18 protein-coding genes and 1 pseudogene are annotated in these 14,211 nt (G+C 33.5%); 7 read left to right on the top strand and 12 right to left on the bottom strand.

Annotation, left to right across the window (positions count from 1 at the left end; translation table 11 throughout):
* Positions 1 to 261: 261 nt before the first annotated feature.
* The 8 genes and pseudogenes from D1869_RS04480 to D1869_RS04510 form a co-directional block, all read right to left on the bottom strand.
* Entirely contained in the window at positions 262 to 1,092 is an 831-nt protein-coding gene (locus D1869_RS04480) for a glycosyltransferase family 4 protein (RefSeq protein ID WP_231113708.1), read from the bottom strand.
* The gene (locus D1869_RS15345) at positions 1,058 to 1,474 is read right to left on the bottom strand and encodes a hypothetical protein (RefSeq protein WP_231113709.1); all 417 of its coding nucleotides are present in this window, start codon (positions 1,472 to 1,474) and stop codon (positions 1,058 to 1,060) included. Before D1869_RS15345 ends, D1869_RS04480 begins: the two co-directional genes overlap by 35 nt.
* A 93-nt stretch (positions 1,475 to 1,567) precedes the next feature.
* Positions 1,568 to 1,927, bottom strand: a complete 360-nt coding sequence (locus D1869_RS04485) for a DsrE family protein (protein ID WP_156014098.1) — start codon at positions 1,925 to 1,927, stop codon at positions 1,568 to 1,570.
* Positions 1,920 to 2,192, bottom strand: coding sequence for a hypothetical protein (locus D1869_RS04490; protein ID WP_156014099.1), 273 nt, complete (start codon positions 2,190 to 2,192; stop codon positions 1,920 to 1,922). The genes D1869_RS04485 and D1869_RS04490 overlap by 8 nt, the downstream gene beginning before the upstream one ends.
* Positions 2,193 to 2,195: 3 nt before the next feature.
* Positions 2,196 to 3,428: a YeeE/YedE family protein gene (locus tag D1869_RS04495; RefSeq protein ID WP_156014100.1), complete on the bottom strand. Its 1,233-nt coding sequence runs from the start codon at positions 3,426 to 3,428 to the stop codon at positions 2,196 to 2,198.
* A gap of 3 nt (positions 3,429 to 3,431) precedes the next feature.
* The gene (locus D1869_RS04500) at positions 3,432 to 3,683 is read right to left on the bottom strand and encodes a sulfurtransferase TusA family protein (RefSeq protein ID WP_156014101.1); all 252 of its coding nucleotides are present in this window, start codon (positions 3,681 to 3,683) and stop codon (positions 3,432 to 3,434) included.
* A 514-nt stretch (positions 3,684 to 4,197) separates the two neighbouring features.
* Positions 4,198 to 4,449: pseudogene (locus tag D1869_RS15350) on the bottom strand (sulfurtransferase TusA family protein); the annotation flags it as partial.
* Between the two features lie 67 nt (positions 4,450 to 4,516).
* Positions 4,517 to 4,729, bottom strand: a complete 213-nt coding sequence (locus D1869_RS04510; protein ID WP_156014103.1) for a sulfurtransferase TusA family protein — start codon at positions 4,727 to 4,729, stop codon at positions 4,517 to 4,519.
* 100 nt (positions 4,730 to 4,829) lie between these two features.
* On the opposite strand from D1869_RS04510, the gene D1869_RS04515 reads away from it, so the two are divergent.
* The 6 genes from D1869_RS04515 to D1869_RS04540 all read left to right on the top strand — a co-directional run bounded on the left by D1869_RS04515 (position 4,830) and on the right by D1869_RS04540 (position 9,199).
* Complete coding sequence (locus D1869_RS04515) at positions 4,830 to 5,795, top strand: sulfurtransferase TusA family protein (protein WP_156014104.1); 966 nt, start codon at positions 4,830 to 4,832, stop codon at positions 5,793 to 5,795.
* 11 nt (positions 5,796 to 5,806) lie between these two features.
* Complete coding sequence (locus D1869_RS04520) at positions 5,807 to 6,151, top strand: hypothetical protein (RefSeq protein WP_156014105.1); 345 nt, start codon at positions 5,807 to 5,809, stop codon at positions 6,149 to 6,151.
* Complete coding sequence (locus D1869_RS04525) at positions 6,126 to 6,458, top strand: DsrE family protein (protein WP_156014106.1); 333 nt, start codon at positions 6,126 to 6,128, stop codon at positions 6,456 to 6,458. Before D1869_RS04520 ends, D1869_RS04525 begins: the two co-directional genes overlap by 26 nt.
* A gap of 78 nt (positions 6,459 to 6,536) precedes the next feature.
* Complete coding sequence (locus D1869_RS04530; RefSeq protein WP_156014107.1) at positions 6,537 to 7,769, top strand: YncE family protein; 1,233 nt, start codon at positions 6,537 to 6,539, stop codon at positions 7,767 to 7,769.
* A gap of 9 nt (positions 7,770 to 7,778) precedes the next feature.
* Entirely contained in the window at positions 7,779 to 8,669 is an 891-nt protein-coding gene (locus D1869_RS04535) for a hypothetical protein (protein ID WP_221267116.1), read from the top strand.
* A complete protein-coding gene (locus tag D1869_RS04540) occupies positions 8,666 to 9,199 on the top strand; it encodes a DoxD domain-containing protein (RefSeq protein ID WP_156014109.1) in 534 nt (177 codons plus the stop codon). Before D1869_RS04535 ends, D1869_RS04540 begins: the two co-directional genes overlap by 4 nt.
* On the opposite strand, the gene D1869_RS04545 is transcribed toward D1869_RS04540, so the two are convergent.
* The 4 genes from D1869_RS04545 to D1869_RS04560 form a co-directional block, all read right to left on the bottom strand.
* Positions 9,196 to 9,750, bottom strand: coding sequence for an MBL fold metallo-hydrolase (locus D1869_RS04545; protein ID WP_311732964.1), 555 nt, complete (start codon positions 9,748 to 9,750; stop codon positions 9,196 to 9,198). The genes D1869_RS04540 and D1869_RS04545 overlap by 4 nt on opposite strands.
* 17 nt (positions 9,751 to 9,767) lie before the next feature.
* A complete protein-coding gene (locus D1869_RS04550) occupies positions 9,768 to 11,093 on the bottom strand; it encodes an IS200/IS605 family accessory protein TnpB-related protein (RefSeq protein WP_156014110.1) in 1,326 nt (441 codons plus the stop codon).
* The gene (locus D1869_RS04555; protein WP_156014111.1) at positions 11,065 to 11,673 is read right to left on the bottom strand and encodes an IS607 family transposase; all 609 of its coding nucleotides are present in this window, start codon (positions 11,671 to 11,673) and stop codon (positions 11,065 to 11,067) included. The genes D1869_RS04550 and D1869_RS04555 overlap by 29 nt, the downstream gene beginning before the upstream one ends.
* Before the next feature lie 113 nt (positions 11,674 to 11,786).
* Complete coding sequence (locus D1869_RS04560; RefSeq protein WP_156015904.1) at positions 11,787 to 13,265, bottom strand: B12-binding domain-containing radical SAM protein; 1,479 nt, start codon at positions 13,263 to 13,265, stop codon at positions 11,787 to 11,789.
* Positions 13,266 to 13,584: 319 nt separating this feature from the next.
* On the opposite strand from D1869_RS04560, the gene wrbA reads away from it, so the two are divergent.
* Positions 13,585 to 14,184, top strand: coding sequence for an NAD(P)H:quinone oxidoreductase (gene wrbA / locus D1869_RS04565; RefSeq protein ID WP_156014112.1), 600 nt, complete (start codon positions 13,585 to 13,587; stop codon positions 14,182 to 14,184).
* Positions 14,185 to 14,211: the final 27 nt, after the last annotated feature.

Below are 14,211 nucleotides of genomic sequence, written 5' to 3' on the forward strand. Positions count from 1 at the left end.
TTCTATCAATTATTTTTCTTTACTAACTATGAATTTTACCAGAAACATTTGATGTTTTTCATATCTTTTATCAATATTCCGCTAATAGTCTTCAAGAATGATAAAAACGAAAATACCAAGGTAATTGTTAGCTGATTTTAAGCAATTTCTCGAATATAAAATAATTTTTATAATATAGAAAAATTTGTATTTATAAGCAAATACTACTAAATGTTGAAACATTATACTAATCGTTAACTTGTTTCAGATACATTTACAGCTTTATGAGTTAAGAAATAGCTTAAGAGTGTTATATTCTTCTTCTGCTACTTTTTCCCACGAACTGTAAAAAGAGATAAATTCTTCATATTTCTTATCAAACATAGAATTATAGTCTTCTTCCTTAAGCTGGAATATACTGATAACTTCCTTCGCCGTATTCTTTATATCAAATTCTTTAACTAACCTTACTGCATTTAGTTTTCCATATATTTCAGTTATTGCAGGTAAGCTATAAGCTACTACCGACGTTTTCATGGCTAAGGATTCTAACATAACAAGTGAAAACGAGTCAAAATGAGTGGGATATATAAAAACTTTCGCCTTAGCTACAGTATTATATAGTTCTTCTATTGGAAGAAAACCAGCATAAATCATATCTTTGGACTTCATTGAGAGAAACTTATTCTCTATCTTTTTATTGTAGAATTTTCCACAAATAACAAGTTTTGCATTATTTAGTTCCTTTTTAACTTCTTTCCATATCTTAATAAGGTCAAAGATCCCCTTTTCTGGTATGAGTCGAGCAAAAAAGACTGCATAATTCTCCTTCTCTACTTTCTGCTTAGGGTAATGGCTTAAATCTAAAGCTAGGGGCGGATTTAAAGCTTTTGAAGGAGTATCTTGTCTAACTATTTTTAGTTTCTTTAATTCTTCAACTGAAGTCCACGAAACCCCTAATAAAAGATCAAGATCTTTTGCATAGTAGCTGAAAACTCTAAACGTATAAAGATTTCTTATATACTTTAATAGAGTAGTTAAATTTAAACCCCTAACCCTAAGGTTCCACGTTATGCTCTTAAGATTTACAAGATTCCCTGCTTGGTTTAACAAAACTGTCTTTATACCACTTTTGTTTTTTGAAATAAGACATTACTCTCATATAGAGATAGGACTCATGATCCGAGAATATAATGTCACTATCTTTTACTTCCTCTATAAAATTAGAATAGTATTTTAACTCAATGTCCATCATAGATACAGGATTTCTTGAAAATTTGCATTTGTTTAGATAATCAAAAACTAGATCCGGTACCTTTATGTTATACTTTTTTAATAAATCAAGATTTTTCTTCGCATAATCCCTGCAGAGATACTCAATAGGTGGGACTAGAATTATTTCTGCCTTCTTTCCTAAGTATTGTAAGACTTTATAAGCCCTTAATTCTCCTCCAGTACCTGCTTGGCTTGGTGCCGCTATCCTAAATATCTTCATTATTAGGATCAATTTCAGTTTTTGATATATTAATCTTTATTCATATATCTGAATATGCACGCTTGAATTCCATTGCTGAGTGGCTTCTTCAATTTAAAAAATAAGAACTCCTTTGGCTTCATTAGCTTTTAAGGCAAATTCTGAAACACCGCTTTGTTTAACCTTATATATAAATTGGTCTTCAGTAATTCCCTTAACTTTCATTCCAAATTCACAAGCTGCAATCTCTACATCTTCTTCTCCCATCTCAATAAGGTTATCCATGTAGTACTTTAACGGCTTAGCATTATTTAGCATGATTTTCTCATTTTCCTTAGTTAGTGCTTTTAATGCGTCCATTGTAAAGAACATATATACTTTATTTCCTCCAGAAACTAAGCCTATTGCAGTTATAATCCCCATATATATTTTTTCCTCTTCTCCAGATACCATCATTATAGCATAGTCAACCATGTTTCTCCTTCACCTCCACAAATTTTACTAGATTATACCAGAAGAGGATAAGACCTAAGTAAACTATTGCATAACAAATGTATTTAGTAGCTGTTAAATATCCGTCAAATTGCTGTGTTTGTACATATACTGCAAAATTAGCATTAGATAATGCTAAGTTATCAGCATGTGTAAGATATATTTTACTAAACTGGTACCAACCAATAGCGAAAAGTGATAAGACTAAAGGTGCTATTATTCTTCTAATATATTTACTCTCCACCATTTCTCATAACCTCTCCTGAACTTTTACAGCTAGCCATACACCCCCTAACATTCCAAATAAGAAGATTATCCCATCATAACCTAGTTGAGCAAAGTTTGTCCACATTAATCCTACATTACACCCTAATGCCATTCTTACTCCTATACCTACTAGTACTCCTCCAAGAAATCCTATTAATAGCCTCTTTTTCTCTTTTGGTATTCTAATTTTGAAATCACCACTCAAAAATGATGCTGCAAACGCTCCTATACATAGCATAACAACCATTAATGTGCTAGGATCTACTATAGGTAATGAGTCGTTAAACCATGGGGTATTTAGGAATAAGTTTATTCCGGGGATCATCAGTAAGTATTCAAAGAATCTACCACCATCAGAAGAAGTTATTACTAGGTAATTGAAAGTATAACCTGCACCCACAATGAATACAAAGATCATATCTAAAGCTAGAATTACTGTTGATAAATTGGTACCGTAAGGTTTCTTTAACAGTAGCATGTCTAAAGCTTCCTTTTTCCAATCCTTTTTCTCTTCACCCTCTTTTCCAACACTTATTGGAGCTGGTGGCTTATATGCCATAATTCCAGGAGTACTCATTCTAAAATTCATACTCCATTTCTTTTTAGTGTATTGTTGTAGGTAAATTCCCAGAATAATTAAAGGTAAAGACAGAATGAGTGTAGTCATGTACACAGCCATTGGAGATACGGAATGAAATATAACGTAGGGCAAGTACTCTACATAACCACCTAATGTAGTTGAGAATATTCCTTTTTCCATAGTGTATTGTTGAAAAGGCCAAATACCAATAGCAAAGATATAAGTCCCTATCATCATACCAAATAATTCTATCCAATTTTGAACGTAACCGCTTGCAGCTCTATAAAGCATAGATAAATTACATCCTCCAGCTAATGCTGCTCCAAAGCCGAATACAAAAGATCCTACAAGAATGTACCAGCCCGCAAAATAGTTAAAATAATATTGATCTACAGCTGGGATTATTCCAAAAGCTACAAGTAAGCCACAACCTAATGCTGAAAGTCCAAATAGAATTAGTAAGGCTCCAAATCTTTCAAAACTTCTAGTTGTAAAAATTGAAGTCATTGCATTAACAAAACAATAATTTCCCCTTTGTGCTACCCATCCTAAAATAAAACCGCTTAAACCAAAAAGACCATAAATTAAAGCCCAACTCTCTTGATATACAGGCTGTAATATCATACTTGGTGGCATTAATTACTTCACCTTAAGTATTCTCACGCGATAAACCTCACCATCTTTAATTACTAAGTATGGATAACCTAAGTTCTTTGCTAATGACGGTAATGTTACGTCTACTGCTGGTTGGTGATCAGTTAGAACTTCAAGTAATTGGCCAACTTTCATTTTCTTCAATTTTTTACTTGCTTCCATTTCTGGCACTGGACAAGATTCGCCTCTTACATCTAATACTTGATCTGGATTTCGTAATTTAAGATCTTCACTCATTTTTAACCCCCAAAATAATTAATGAAAAACACGTTTTTAAAAAATACCTCTTTATAAACCTTTATATTAATTAGTTTGAAATTAATTTGATTAAATAATTGGGTAATTTCTCTTTTGCAAGGGTAATATGTTTGTTTATTTCATTTTTCCACATGAACTTTAAAGGTCCTTCATACCACTCCCTAACTCTAATTCCAGTATACTTTTTATGATCATAAATGAAGAAATCGAAACCCAACGTAGCTTTTAAAAAAGCAATTTTATTATAACTCTCATACTTTATAATTACTGTATTAGAGTATTTTTCCATTTTTATAAATAAAGGTAATTCAAAAGGAATTATATATTTCATTGATATGGAATAAGCTGAATAATTGATCTGTTTAACTCCTTTAACTTGGGGAACAAAGCTCATTAGTATTGAAGGATCTAGAAAAGCCTCAGTAACTTTATTAAAAGGTAAATTAACCTGAATTTCATCATTTAACTGTACAGCACCTTTTTCTTCTTCATGAAGCTTAAGAATTCTTACCACATAATAATCATCCTTTTTAATGATTATGTAAGGGTAACCAAATCTCTTAGCGAGGTAAGGTAATGTTACGTCTACTGCTGGTTGGTGATCAGTTAGAACTTCAAGTATTTCTCCATCAGCCATTTTGTTTAGTTTCTTAGCTGCAAGAGTTTCTGGTATAGGACACTCCTCCCCCCTAACATCTAAAACTTCTGTAGGCTTTTCGTTTTTCAATTTCTCTTCAATACTCATCATAATTTTGTTGTTTGTTCTTCTATTTAAATTTTGTATTAATAACATAATTTTAACTAAAAATTTATTATTTTTCCACGTAGATTATGTACTTATCTTCATCTTTTACAACTGAATATTTGCATCTGAAAAAATTTGCTAACGGTATAACGTCTCTTTCTACAATTGTAAAGTCGTCTGTAATTATTTTTATCTTGTCTCCTTCCTTCATTTTTCTTAACTTAGAATAAATTGTTAAGTGTGGTTGTGAGCAACATAAGCCTATAAGATTTAATTCCATGAGTTACTATATCTTACCATGAAATATAAAAATTATTTATTATTCCTAAAAATTATGAAAATTGTACAAAATTTATATAGTAGTTAGTAAGGTTTTTATCATGATGGAATTAAAGTTATCTAACCCAATTACACTTATAGATATAGAAAAATATTATAAATTGTATTGCTTAAAATCCATAAAAAAGTTAGATTGGGGTTATGAGGGAGAAATTGAACTATTACGCCTTCTTAAGTTTTCATGCTTTATAGTTAAGAAAATAGATAGAATTGATATTTTTGACAAAAATGGTAAATTCAAAATTTATATAGAATTCTCTAGTGATAAAATTAAAATTAGTGGTCAAGGAGATAAACTAATTGTTAACAGCATAATAAATAGAATTGCTAAAAACATAGAAAAATATGGTGCTTCAATAGTTAAATATGTTGGGGTACAGTACTCTAGGGATAATAAAACAGTTTTATTTAAGACAGTACCAGATGAAATATTAGATTTAAGAGGATATTCTTGTCCAGTACCAGAAATAAAGACTAAACAAAAGTTACTAAAGATGGAGAAAGGAAAGGTTTTAGAGGTTTTAATAGATAATCCAGCAGCTATTGAGTACACACTACCAGAGGTCGCTAGATTATTTAATTGCAGATACGAAATATACAACATGGGAGATTACGCTTCATTTGTTTTCATAAAGCTAGATAATACAAGAACATACACTAATTATACTGAAGTAGTGGAAGAAGTTAAAGAAAATGAGATAAAAGAACTAATAAAGGAGAGCGATTTCAGAGCTTTCCTTTATTCTTATTTTGATCAGATCGTTGAGCAAAGAAAAGCTATGCAATTGCAACTAGAAGACATTAAATATCAAGGTTATACAGTCATTTCAGCTGCACCTATAGGTAGGGGATGGTTGTTTACGGCATTAGTAAATGGTGATAATATAATTGCAGCAAGGTTAGATGTAGAGAATAACTCATTTTACAATGAAGATGCGTTAAAACGCCTTCCTATTGAGGGCGAGTGTAATATATTTTATTTAAAGCATACGGAACGAACCGATTAAAGGTGAGTAATATGGTGAAAGATGACTGTGGATGTGTAATTACGAGAAAATATGCTTCAGATTTCTTAATAAAGAGGGTGTATGATAAACCTAAGGGAAAAGAAATTGCAACAGTTAGAATAGATGAGAGTAGATGGTTTAAACTATTTTACGATGGAGAGAAAATAACTTATAAATCAAGTGAATGCCCAGTCACTATAATTACTTTGGAGGCATTGTGTGAGGCATTTGAAGAAAAGAAGGATCCTAAGGAATTCATTAACTCAATAAAGGGTTTTACATTAAACGATATAGCAAAAAAGATAATGGAACAATTTTTGGGTGTTATAAATGAAAAAAGTGGCCTACATAGTTGAGTCAAATTTAGGAAGTTATATTTTAGGTAATATGATAGTACCTCAGTTAGAGGAAGATAGGCATTACGTAGAAGTTGTAGGCATGTTCTTTATTCACGATAATGTGTATTTACTCTTGAGAGGGAATCCATTAGCTGAGAGATTAGATAAACTGAGTAGAGAAAAGGGAATCTATTTGCAAGCTTGTGATCAATGTGTATATATGCGGAATATTGCGGATAAGTTGATAAACTCTGCAAGGATTGGCTGTTTCCCAGATTTTTATAGGTCTGTTATTGATAAAGTGGATTTAATAATTACAATTTAACTTAGTTGTGATATTTCTGAATAAAGGGTTTAAAAAACAAGTATTTTTAAATACCTACTTTGCTTACAATAATTATGTATGAAGAAAAGAAGCAAACTTGAGAGGGGAATGTCATATAAAATCCTATTACTAGTGGGTATTGTAGTTATACTTCTAATAGGAATAGGAGCAGCATATATAATGATGAAAAGCCCGTCGACTACTACTTCTATCACTACTTCTTCTCCATCATCTTCGGCTACTGTCTCTTCTTCATCAGCTCCAAATAACAACTTCTATCTACTTGTATTTACTCAAAAAGGGATAGTTCAAGCAATAAATCCGTTTACTCAGACATCTAACTTTCTCGGTTTTCAGCATGTTGTAAATATTTCTACTAGTGTACCACAGCAAGTTTACTATTGGGATGAAGTTCCTGCAGGAGAGATGTTCAATGCAAGTTATATTGTTATACCAGTAAATAACGGAAGTGTTTATATCATAAATCCTACAACGTTAAAAGTTGTTGAAACATTAAGTGTTGGAAATAGTGTTGGGTTTATAGGTGTTGCCTACTCGCCGAATCAACAATATGTGGCTATTGCAGATGGTCCTTCTGGAGTAGTTGAAATAATTAATTTGAAAAATTTACAAGTAGTATGGAAAGACACTTTCGTTTCTCCTACTGGGAAAACTTATTATCCATGTGATGTGAGATGGACTCCTAATGGCGAATATCTTATAGTTCCTATGAGATTTAACAATACTGTTGATTTAATCTCAGCCTCTAATGGAAGTGTAGTTAAAATGGTAGTAGCATCTTTAGGTTCACAACCTTATATGGTATCTCCAAATATGCAAGGTACGATGGTTGCAGTTGAGTATGCTGGGAATGACTCAGTAGGATTTTATTCGCTTCCGAACTTACAATATATGGGCATGGTTCAGATGCCTTCTGGAATAACTCCACAAAGGGGAGTCTTTACTCCAAATGGTCAATATTACTTAGAAGCTCCGGCAAATAAAAATGAAGTTGTAGTAATTTCCACTTCAAATTTCCAAATTACTCAAACTATATCCTTACCTAGTATAAACCCACAAGGGCTAGCAGATATTGGAATAACTCCCGGTGAAAGCTATGCTTACGTTGTTATGCATGGTTCAGTCTCAAGTGGTGGAATGATAGTTCTAATAAACTTACAAACTCTTAGTGTAGCTTATGAGGTACCATTAACTACTGCACCAGCTTTTATTTTACCAGTTAGTGTTTCTACTGCAACATATCTGGTTGATAATGTACTATTACCACCGATAACTGGACTTCACTGCTAGGTGAGTTTAATGAAAATAAACCCTTTTTTCTACGTTTTCATCTTCTTTAATGCCACTGTATTCTTACCTATAGTAATAACTGGTTTAAAAGTATATTTCCTCTGGTATTATCCTTTTACAACTTCTGGCCAAGTATCATTTTTAGATCCTTTCCTTTTAATCTGTATCGTTTACGTCATCTTAAGTATACTCATAGGTTATGTTGTTTACAGAATGAAAAAAGGTAGGTTTATCCTTGTTTCTGGTCCTATGAGGTTAAGGAATGTAATAAAAGCTACTTTAAAGGACAGTGTTGGAAAATGGTTAGTCTTTACTTACATAATCTCATATTTTATCTCGTTTATGATAGTTTCTGGCCTATTACTTTTACCTAACGTCAATATCAGCCCATATTTTTTGCCTTTAACAAAAATCTCATATCAAGGTTACGGACTTACGCTTTACGGTAATTTCGTATTTAATCCATGGTTACTTTTTCTTGGCGTAATAAACGACGTGGTACTTACTATAGCTTTAATTTTAGGTTATTATATTATGTCCTTGATATATGTATCATTGCATGCTTATGAATGGAAAGTTCCAAGCTCATTTAGAATAACGTCATTTAACTCATTGGCTGGATTCCTTTCAGCTTCTGTCCCTTCCATAGGTACAATAGCTGGAATATGTTGCTTAACTCCAACAGCAATGAACTCCCTTTTATTCCTTCTCTCAAATGTTCCATTAACTAAAGGTATAATGTGGAAATATGGTACATTTATTGCAGGAACGTGGACGGGTGGAATTTTGCAAGCTATATTTTTAGCTTCTCCTACGTTTCTGGGCTTTCTCCTTATTGGTTTAGGTATATATGAAATATACAAGATATCGAATACTTTAGCTAATAGGGTGAAATTATGAGTCAATTAAAGATTGAATTTTGGCCAAATTTTATGAGATTAGCTTTAGCCACTATCTGGATTTATGCTGGTGTATTTGAGAAACTCCTTAATCCTGGTTATTTAAACCCCAGCTCTACTAGTTATGTGGGAATAACTATAGAAGTCTTAATGCAAGGCCCTATTATGAGACCATTTTTAGAAAATGTGGTATTACCTCACGTTTTATTAGTAGGGGAGCTAGTAATGATTGGAGAAATATCGTTTGGAATACTAAATCTTCTAGGTCTAATGACTAGATTTACCAACACGGTAGCATTTTATACTAACTTGATCTATTTCCTTTCAGCATATTGGGTAGATACAGAAGAATACGGGATAAACTTATTAATGATGATCATAGAACTTTACCTTATATATAAAGGTGCCCAGGATTTTGGTTTAGATGCGCTAGTAAGAGGAAAGTTTAAAAAAATAGAAGACCCAAAAATATGGTTTATTGCTGGTACTGTTTTTTACGTTGGCATAATACTTTTCTTACTTTTCACCTAAATTTTAACGTAATTACTGTTCATACTTTTGCCATGGCTAACATAAATGAAATTTAGTTTCAAATCCAAAACTTTTTGTACACTTTTTATCATTTCTTCTATATTTTCATAAATTTGAGTATACGTTAGATAATTTCCTCTTCCTTGTAACATATCACCTACTATAACTGAATTTATTGGTTCTAAATAGAGAGAAATGGAATCATCAGTATGTCCAGGAGTGTAAAGTACCTTCACTCCCTTTACAATTTCCTCCTCACCTTTAAGAGTACAATCAACTTTAGTTGGTTTTAATCCTCTGGAGAAAAGTGAGAAGAGAGGAAAAACAATTTTTAGACCGAGAGAGTGTACAACAGGCTTTCTTATTAGCCCTTTCTCTAAGTACTCTTTCCCTTTCTCATGGATACAAAATTCTGCGTTAGTTAATCCTCTAATCTCACTAGCCCCACCAATATGATCTATGTGAGAATGTGTAAATATAACATATTTAACATCTTTTAAGTAATTTTGAAGAATTTTTCCACTACCCGGTGTACCAGTATCAACTAAAATATTTCCTTCATCAGTGTTTACCCGTGGCGTAACTTCCCCTTACTTTTAATTATTTCTAATTCCACCACGGGCACCCCTCTTAAGGGATCATACACAGTCACCCTTAACTCATTGGGACTAGTCGAGGGAAACACCAATACCCTCCCATCCACCTTCTTTACAAGGTTAAGAGGTGCAATGGAATCCCTTTCTAACAATATTTCCCCACCATCTAAGTACCTAGCAGTAACTTTGATTACTTTAATACCCCTACCCTCGTGAGCAGAGCCCGTCATCAGGTAGGGATTAAAAACCTTGATAACCTTCTCCACTACTTGCTTACTCTTCCCCAACCTCTCACCATCAAATGGGTTTATGGAAGAAGTATATGATTCTGAAACCTCCGTGACATCTATTGGCTGAGCCTTAAGCATTTCAATGAATTTAACAACACTCCACTGATGAATCCTATGCCTAAGCTTACCATTCTTGTTACCCCCCATCCTCTCCTTAGCCTTTGATGAAAACTTACCAACCACAACCTTTACCTTTAAATCCCTAGCCAACTCAACAACCCTCTTAACACTCTTCCTCAAGATATCAAGCTTCCTCTCCCTCTCCCTCAACCTCCTCAACTTTTTCTTAATTAGCTCGTCCTTAGTTGAGTACCCTTTAGTAACCTCTTCCCTCCTCAAGGAGTAGTTAATAACAATCCTCCCTAATCCAGTCTCATAACGCCTCAACTCCTTGAGCTTGAAACCCTCAAAAACCGCTAAAGTGATATTATTCTCGTTAACGTCAATAGAAACGTAATTACCTTCTTTCGTTTCAACCTCAACGTCCTTCTCAAATGTTAACCAGACTAGGACTCTCCTACCCACTAACCTTAACTTGAGTTCTTGAGAAACCCTCCAACCCTCATATAAATAGTGGATGAATTGTTTAGTGAACTTGAGGGGGATCTCAACCCAACCCTTGTGGGTTAAAACGCTAACAGACACTCTGTTAAACTTCCAATTAACCGTGTTAGGGATTGTGATCACGACCCTCTTATACTCTGGTTTCTCCTTTCTCGTTAGTCCTTTCTTTTTCCTCTCCCTAAAGCTCTTAACTATCCTACCGGCAACGATATAGGATCCTTCAATAACCCTTGAAGGTAAGAAGGGATACTTTTCCTTATAATAACTGTAAAACCTCTCGTGCAACTTCTTCCTTGTAGTTGGTAAGTCCTCTGAGAGTATTATGTTAATCATTTCATTAACTATGTTTCTTTGGTATTCCTCAATCTCTTTAAGAACGTTGTATTTCCACTTGTTCAGATAGTCACTATCTAACCTAACTGTCCTTTTCAACGTCTTCAACACATTTTATCACCTTCTCGTACTTATGGCCATAAATTCTTGAAGCAAAGGACTTAACGATTTCTACAAAGTCCTCTACTAGCTCTTGCATGTAATCCTTTGGTTCATCTTGGAAAGCCACGATGACGTTTACTCCGTAAGCTTTGAATAACTCTACGAGGTATTCGAAGCCGAAACGTGTTAGTCTGTCCTTGTATGTTACTACTATTGCATCTATTTGCCTCCTCTTGGCTAATTCTATGAGTTTCTTTAATCCTCTTCTATCTTCTTTCAACCCAGAGTCAATGTCCTTAACTTCAGTTACACTCACTTCTCCGAAGGTTTTCTTAACCCATTCCTTCAACGTGTTTAGTTGTCTCTCCAAGTCGTCCTTTTGTGTGTTTGATGAGACTCTAGCGTAAATTGCTACTTGTTTAACTCTTTCTTTTCCACTTATTAATCTTTCTACTTCACTGTAAGGTATTCTCCACCTACCGTTAATTTCAATAGCCTTTATTTTCCCTTCCCTAATCCACTTAATAACACCACTCCTACTCATCCCAAATATTTCAGCTACCTCGCTAGGTGTTAAATACCTCTCCACAGTAATTAGAAGTAATTAAAAATATTTAAAAGTTACGCAGAAATGTTATAGTCTCTATCAGAAACGCTTTCACAAAACGTAATTGTACTTCTTTTACTTGCATATTAACCAATTCAACTAGAAGAAGAAAAAGCTAACTTAAATAGCTGAGTTACAGCCCACATTACCCCATAAGTTGTATTAAGGTTTAAATCTTTATAAGATAATGCAGATTTCCCTTTACTTTCTTTAAGTTGTTCAAAGTACCATTCTACATTATTAAATACCTTGTCAATCAAATACATAGCTAAACTTCTAATCAATTTATTTTTACTAGTTGCCGTAATTGTTTTAGATAATTTTCTAGTTATTTGAAGATCATACTTCCATGTTATGTAAAGTAAATCCCAATATCTAGATGGGAGTCTCTCTATTGCTGGTAAAGGATTATCCCTAATTTTTGAGGTACCCATCGGGATTACTGGTAATGGGAAAATCCAGGCAATTGGTTCATGATCTATTATATATTCAACTAACTTTATTGATTGTTCAACATCCTCATCCGTCTCATCTGGATATCCAATAGTCATTGTGTAACAAGGATAAATATAACTGTCATTCATAATTGCTGTAGCCTCAACAATTAAATCTTTCCAATTATTATATCCCCACGGAAAAGCCTTCATTTTCATATACTTATTAAATATTTTCTCACTGCCAGTCTCTAACCCAACAACTGGAGATACGGCCTTTTCTTCATTCCACCCTGCTATCTCACTCATTTCCTTAATAGTTCTAGGACTAAGTTTTACTGGTGAAGCTGATATATGAGCAAAGTTAATGTAATCTACTCCCGCTTTCTTTAACTCTGTATATAATCTTATTATAGCATCGTGATTTACTTCTCTTAAACTTTTAGCCCCGTAAAGCATCATATCATCTGTAATTAAACTAACATCTTTAATTCCAGCCTTCATATTAACTTCTACTTCCTTCATTATGTAATCAATTGGGAATGAGATAAAGGTGTCTGGAGTAACAGAGCAGAACCAGCAACCCCTAGGACAACCCCTAGTAATTTGAACTTCCCCACCTCTTGCTGCATTTACAATTGTAGGGATTTCACTTAATTTTTTAGGATATCTAGCCCTAACGACTCTAGGTACTTTTTCACCTTCTTCTAATTTTTTAACTATTTCTGGAAAATCAATTTCAGCATGACCAATAAAGACAACATCAATCCATTCCGGTGGCTCTTTCTCTAACTGCCAAGCACCAGCACCACCAACTACAACTTTTATATCATATTTGCTTTTTATTTTCTTTATTTTTTCACCTAATTCCTCAAAGAATTTTGCTGTCCAAGTTTTACCTCCACCAAAAATTATACTTAATTTCATACTTACGGGTTCAATTCCTAGAGGGTCGTGGGTGTTAATACCTATAACCTTAGCCCCTTTGCTAACTACTTTTTCTAACTTTTCTGGTGGAGTAACTATTACGCTAAGTCCATGAGAAGCTAATATGGCCTCAACTTTTCTTAAAGGATATGGTGCAAATATTGCCCTTCCATCCCTATCAGTTTTTTCCGGTGGAGTAAATATTTTATCCATGAAAATTCTTGGAACTAGACGATATGGTAAACAAGCTACATAACCCAATGGAGAAATCCCGCCATAGTCTGTGAAAGTACCCCTTTCAGCAGTTAAAACTACATCATAAGGGATTTTGACATCACCAAGTTATATTTGGGTTCTTAAAATTTAAACTTTCATATGTTAAATGATTCGATAGGAAACTTTTAAACATATAAAAGGAGTTATTAAATTTTTTTAACATTTCATGAGATTTTTTAAGTTCTAGCAAATGTGTAAAAAATTAACTTTCTTATAGTAAAGTTAAATTTTATAAAAGGAATACAAACTTACACTCATGTCTTGTAAACCAAATATTTTAGTCCTCTTTTATGGATACGGTTCAATAGTTGAATTAGCTAAGGAAATAGGAAAAGGCGCTGAAGAAGCTGGTGCTGAAGTAAAAATTAGGAGAGTTAGAGAAACTTTACCACCGGAATTTCAATCTAGGCTACCGTTTGATAAGGTAAAAGATATACCAGAAGTTACTTTAGATGATATGAGATGGGCAGACGGGTTTGCGATTGGTTCTCCAACTAGATATGGTAATATGGCGGGAGGTCTAAAAACGTTTCTAGATACTACAGCCATTCTCTGGAGGGATAATGTTCTTTATGGCAAGCCAGTTACGTTTTTCACAGAAGCTTCAACAGTTCACGGAGGCCATGAGACTACAATACTAACAATGAGTACATATGCATATCATTTCGGTATGATAATCGTTCCTATAGGCTATGGTATACCAGAGTTATTCCAAACTATGACTGGTGGAGGTCCTTACGGTGCCACTCATCTAGGCTCAAAAGAAGAGCTAGACGAAATGGAAAGGAAGATTGCCAAGTTCCAAGGAAAAAGGATTACTGAGGTTGCTAAAGCTATTAAGTGCTGTAACAAATAAATTAGGTGTAATAATTATAACTATTCC

It is taken from the genome of Sulfurisphaera ohwakuensis, assembly GCF_009729055.1.
GTDB lineage: Archaea > Thermoproteota > Thermoprotei_A > Sulfolobales > Sulfolobaceae > Sulfurisphaera > Sulfurisphaera ohwakuensis.

Bases quoted from the DNA above. Each gene is read 5' to 3' on its own strand.
- D1869_RS04530 (WP_156014107.1), top strand. From the start codon at position 6,537: ATGAAGAAAAGAAGCAAACTTGAGAGGGGAATGTCATATAAAATCCTA.
- D1869_RS04485 (WP_156014098.1), bottom strand. From the start codon at position 1,927: ATGGTTGACTATGCTATAATGATGGTATCTGGAGAAGAGGAAAAAATA.
- D1869_RS04540 (WP_156014109.1), top strand. From the start codon at position 8,666: ATGAGTCAATTAAAGATTGAATTTTGGCCAAATTTTATGAGATTAGCT.
- D1869_RS04520 (WP_156014105.1), top strand. From the start codon at position 5,807: ATGGTGAAAGATGACTGTGGATGTGTAATTACGAGAAAATATGCTTCA.
- D1869_RS04510 (WP_156014103.1), bottom strand. From the start codon at position 4,729: ATGGAATTAAATCTTATAGGCTTATGTTGCTCACAACCACACTTAACA.
- D1869_RS04525 (WP_156014106.1), top strand. From the start codon at position 6,126: ATGAAAAAAGTGGCCTACATAGTTGAGTCAAATTTAGGAAGTTATATT.
- D1869_RS04515 (WP_156014104.1), top strand. From the start codon at position 4,830: ATGATGGAATTAAAGTTATCTAACCCAATTACACTTATAGATATAGAA.
- D1869_RS15345 (WP_231113709.1), bottom strand. From the start codon at position 1,474: ATGAAGATATTTAGGATAGCGGCACCAAGCCAAGCAGGTACTGGAGGA.
- D1869_RS04535 (WP_221267116.1), top strand. From the start codon at position 7,779: ATGAAAATAAACCCTTTTTTCTACGTTTTCATCTTCTTTAATGCCACT.
- D1869_RS04500 (WP_156014101.1), bottom strand. From the start codon at position 3,683: ATGAGTGAAGATCTTAAATTACGAAATCCAGATCAAGTATTAGATGTA.
- D1869_RS04560 (WP_156015904.1), bottom strand. From the start codon at position 13,265: ATGGATAAAATATTTACTCCACCGGAAAAAACTGATAGGGATGGAAGG.
- D1869_RS04495 (WP_156014100.1), bottom strand. From the start codon at position 3,428: ATGCCACCAAGTATGATATTACAGCCTGTATATCAAGAGAGTTGGGCT.
- D1869_RS04490 (WP_156014099.1), bottom strand. From the start codon at position 2,192: ATGGTGGAGAGTAAATATATTAGAAGAATAATAGCACCTTTAGTCTTA.
- wrbA (WP_156014112.1), top strand. From the start codon at position 13,585: ATGTCTTGTAAACCAAATATTTTAGTCCTCTTTTATGGATACGGTTCA.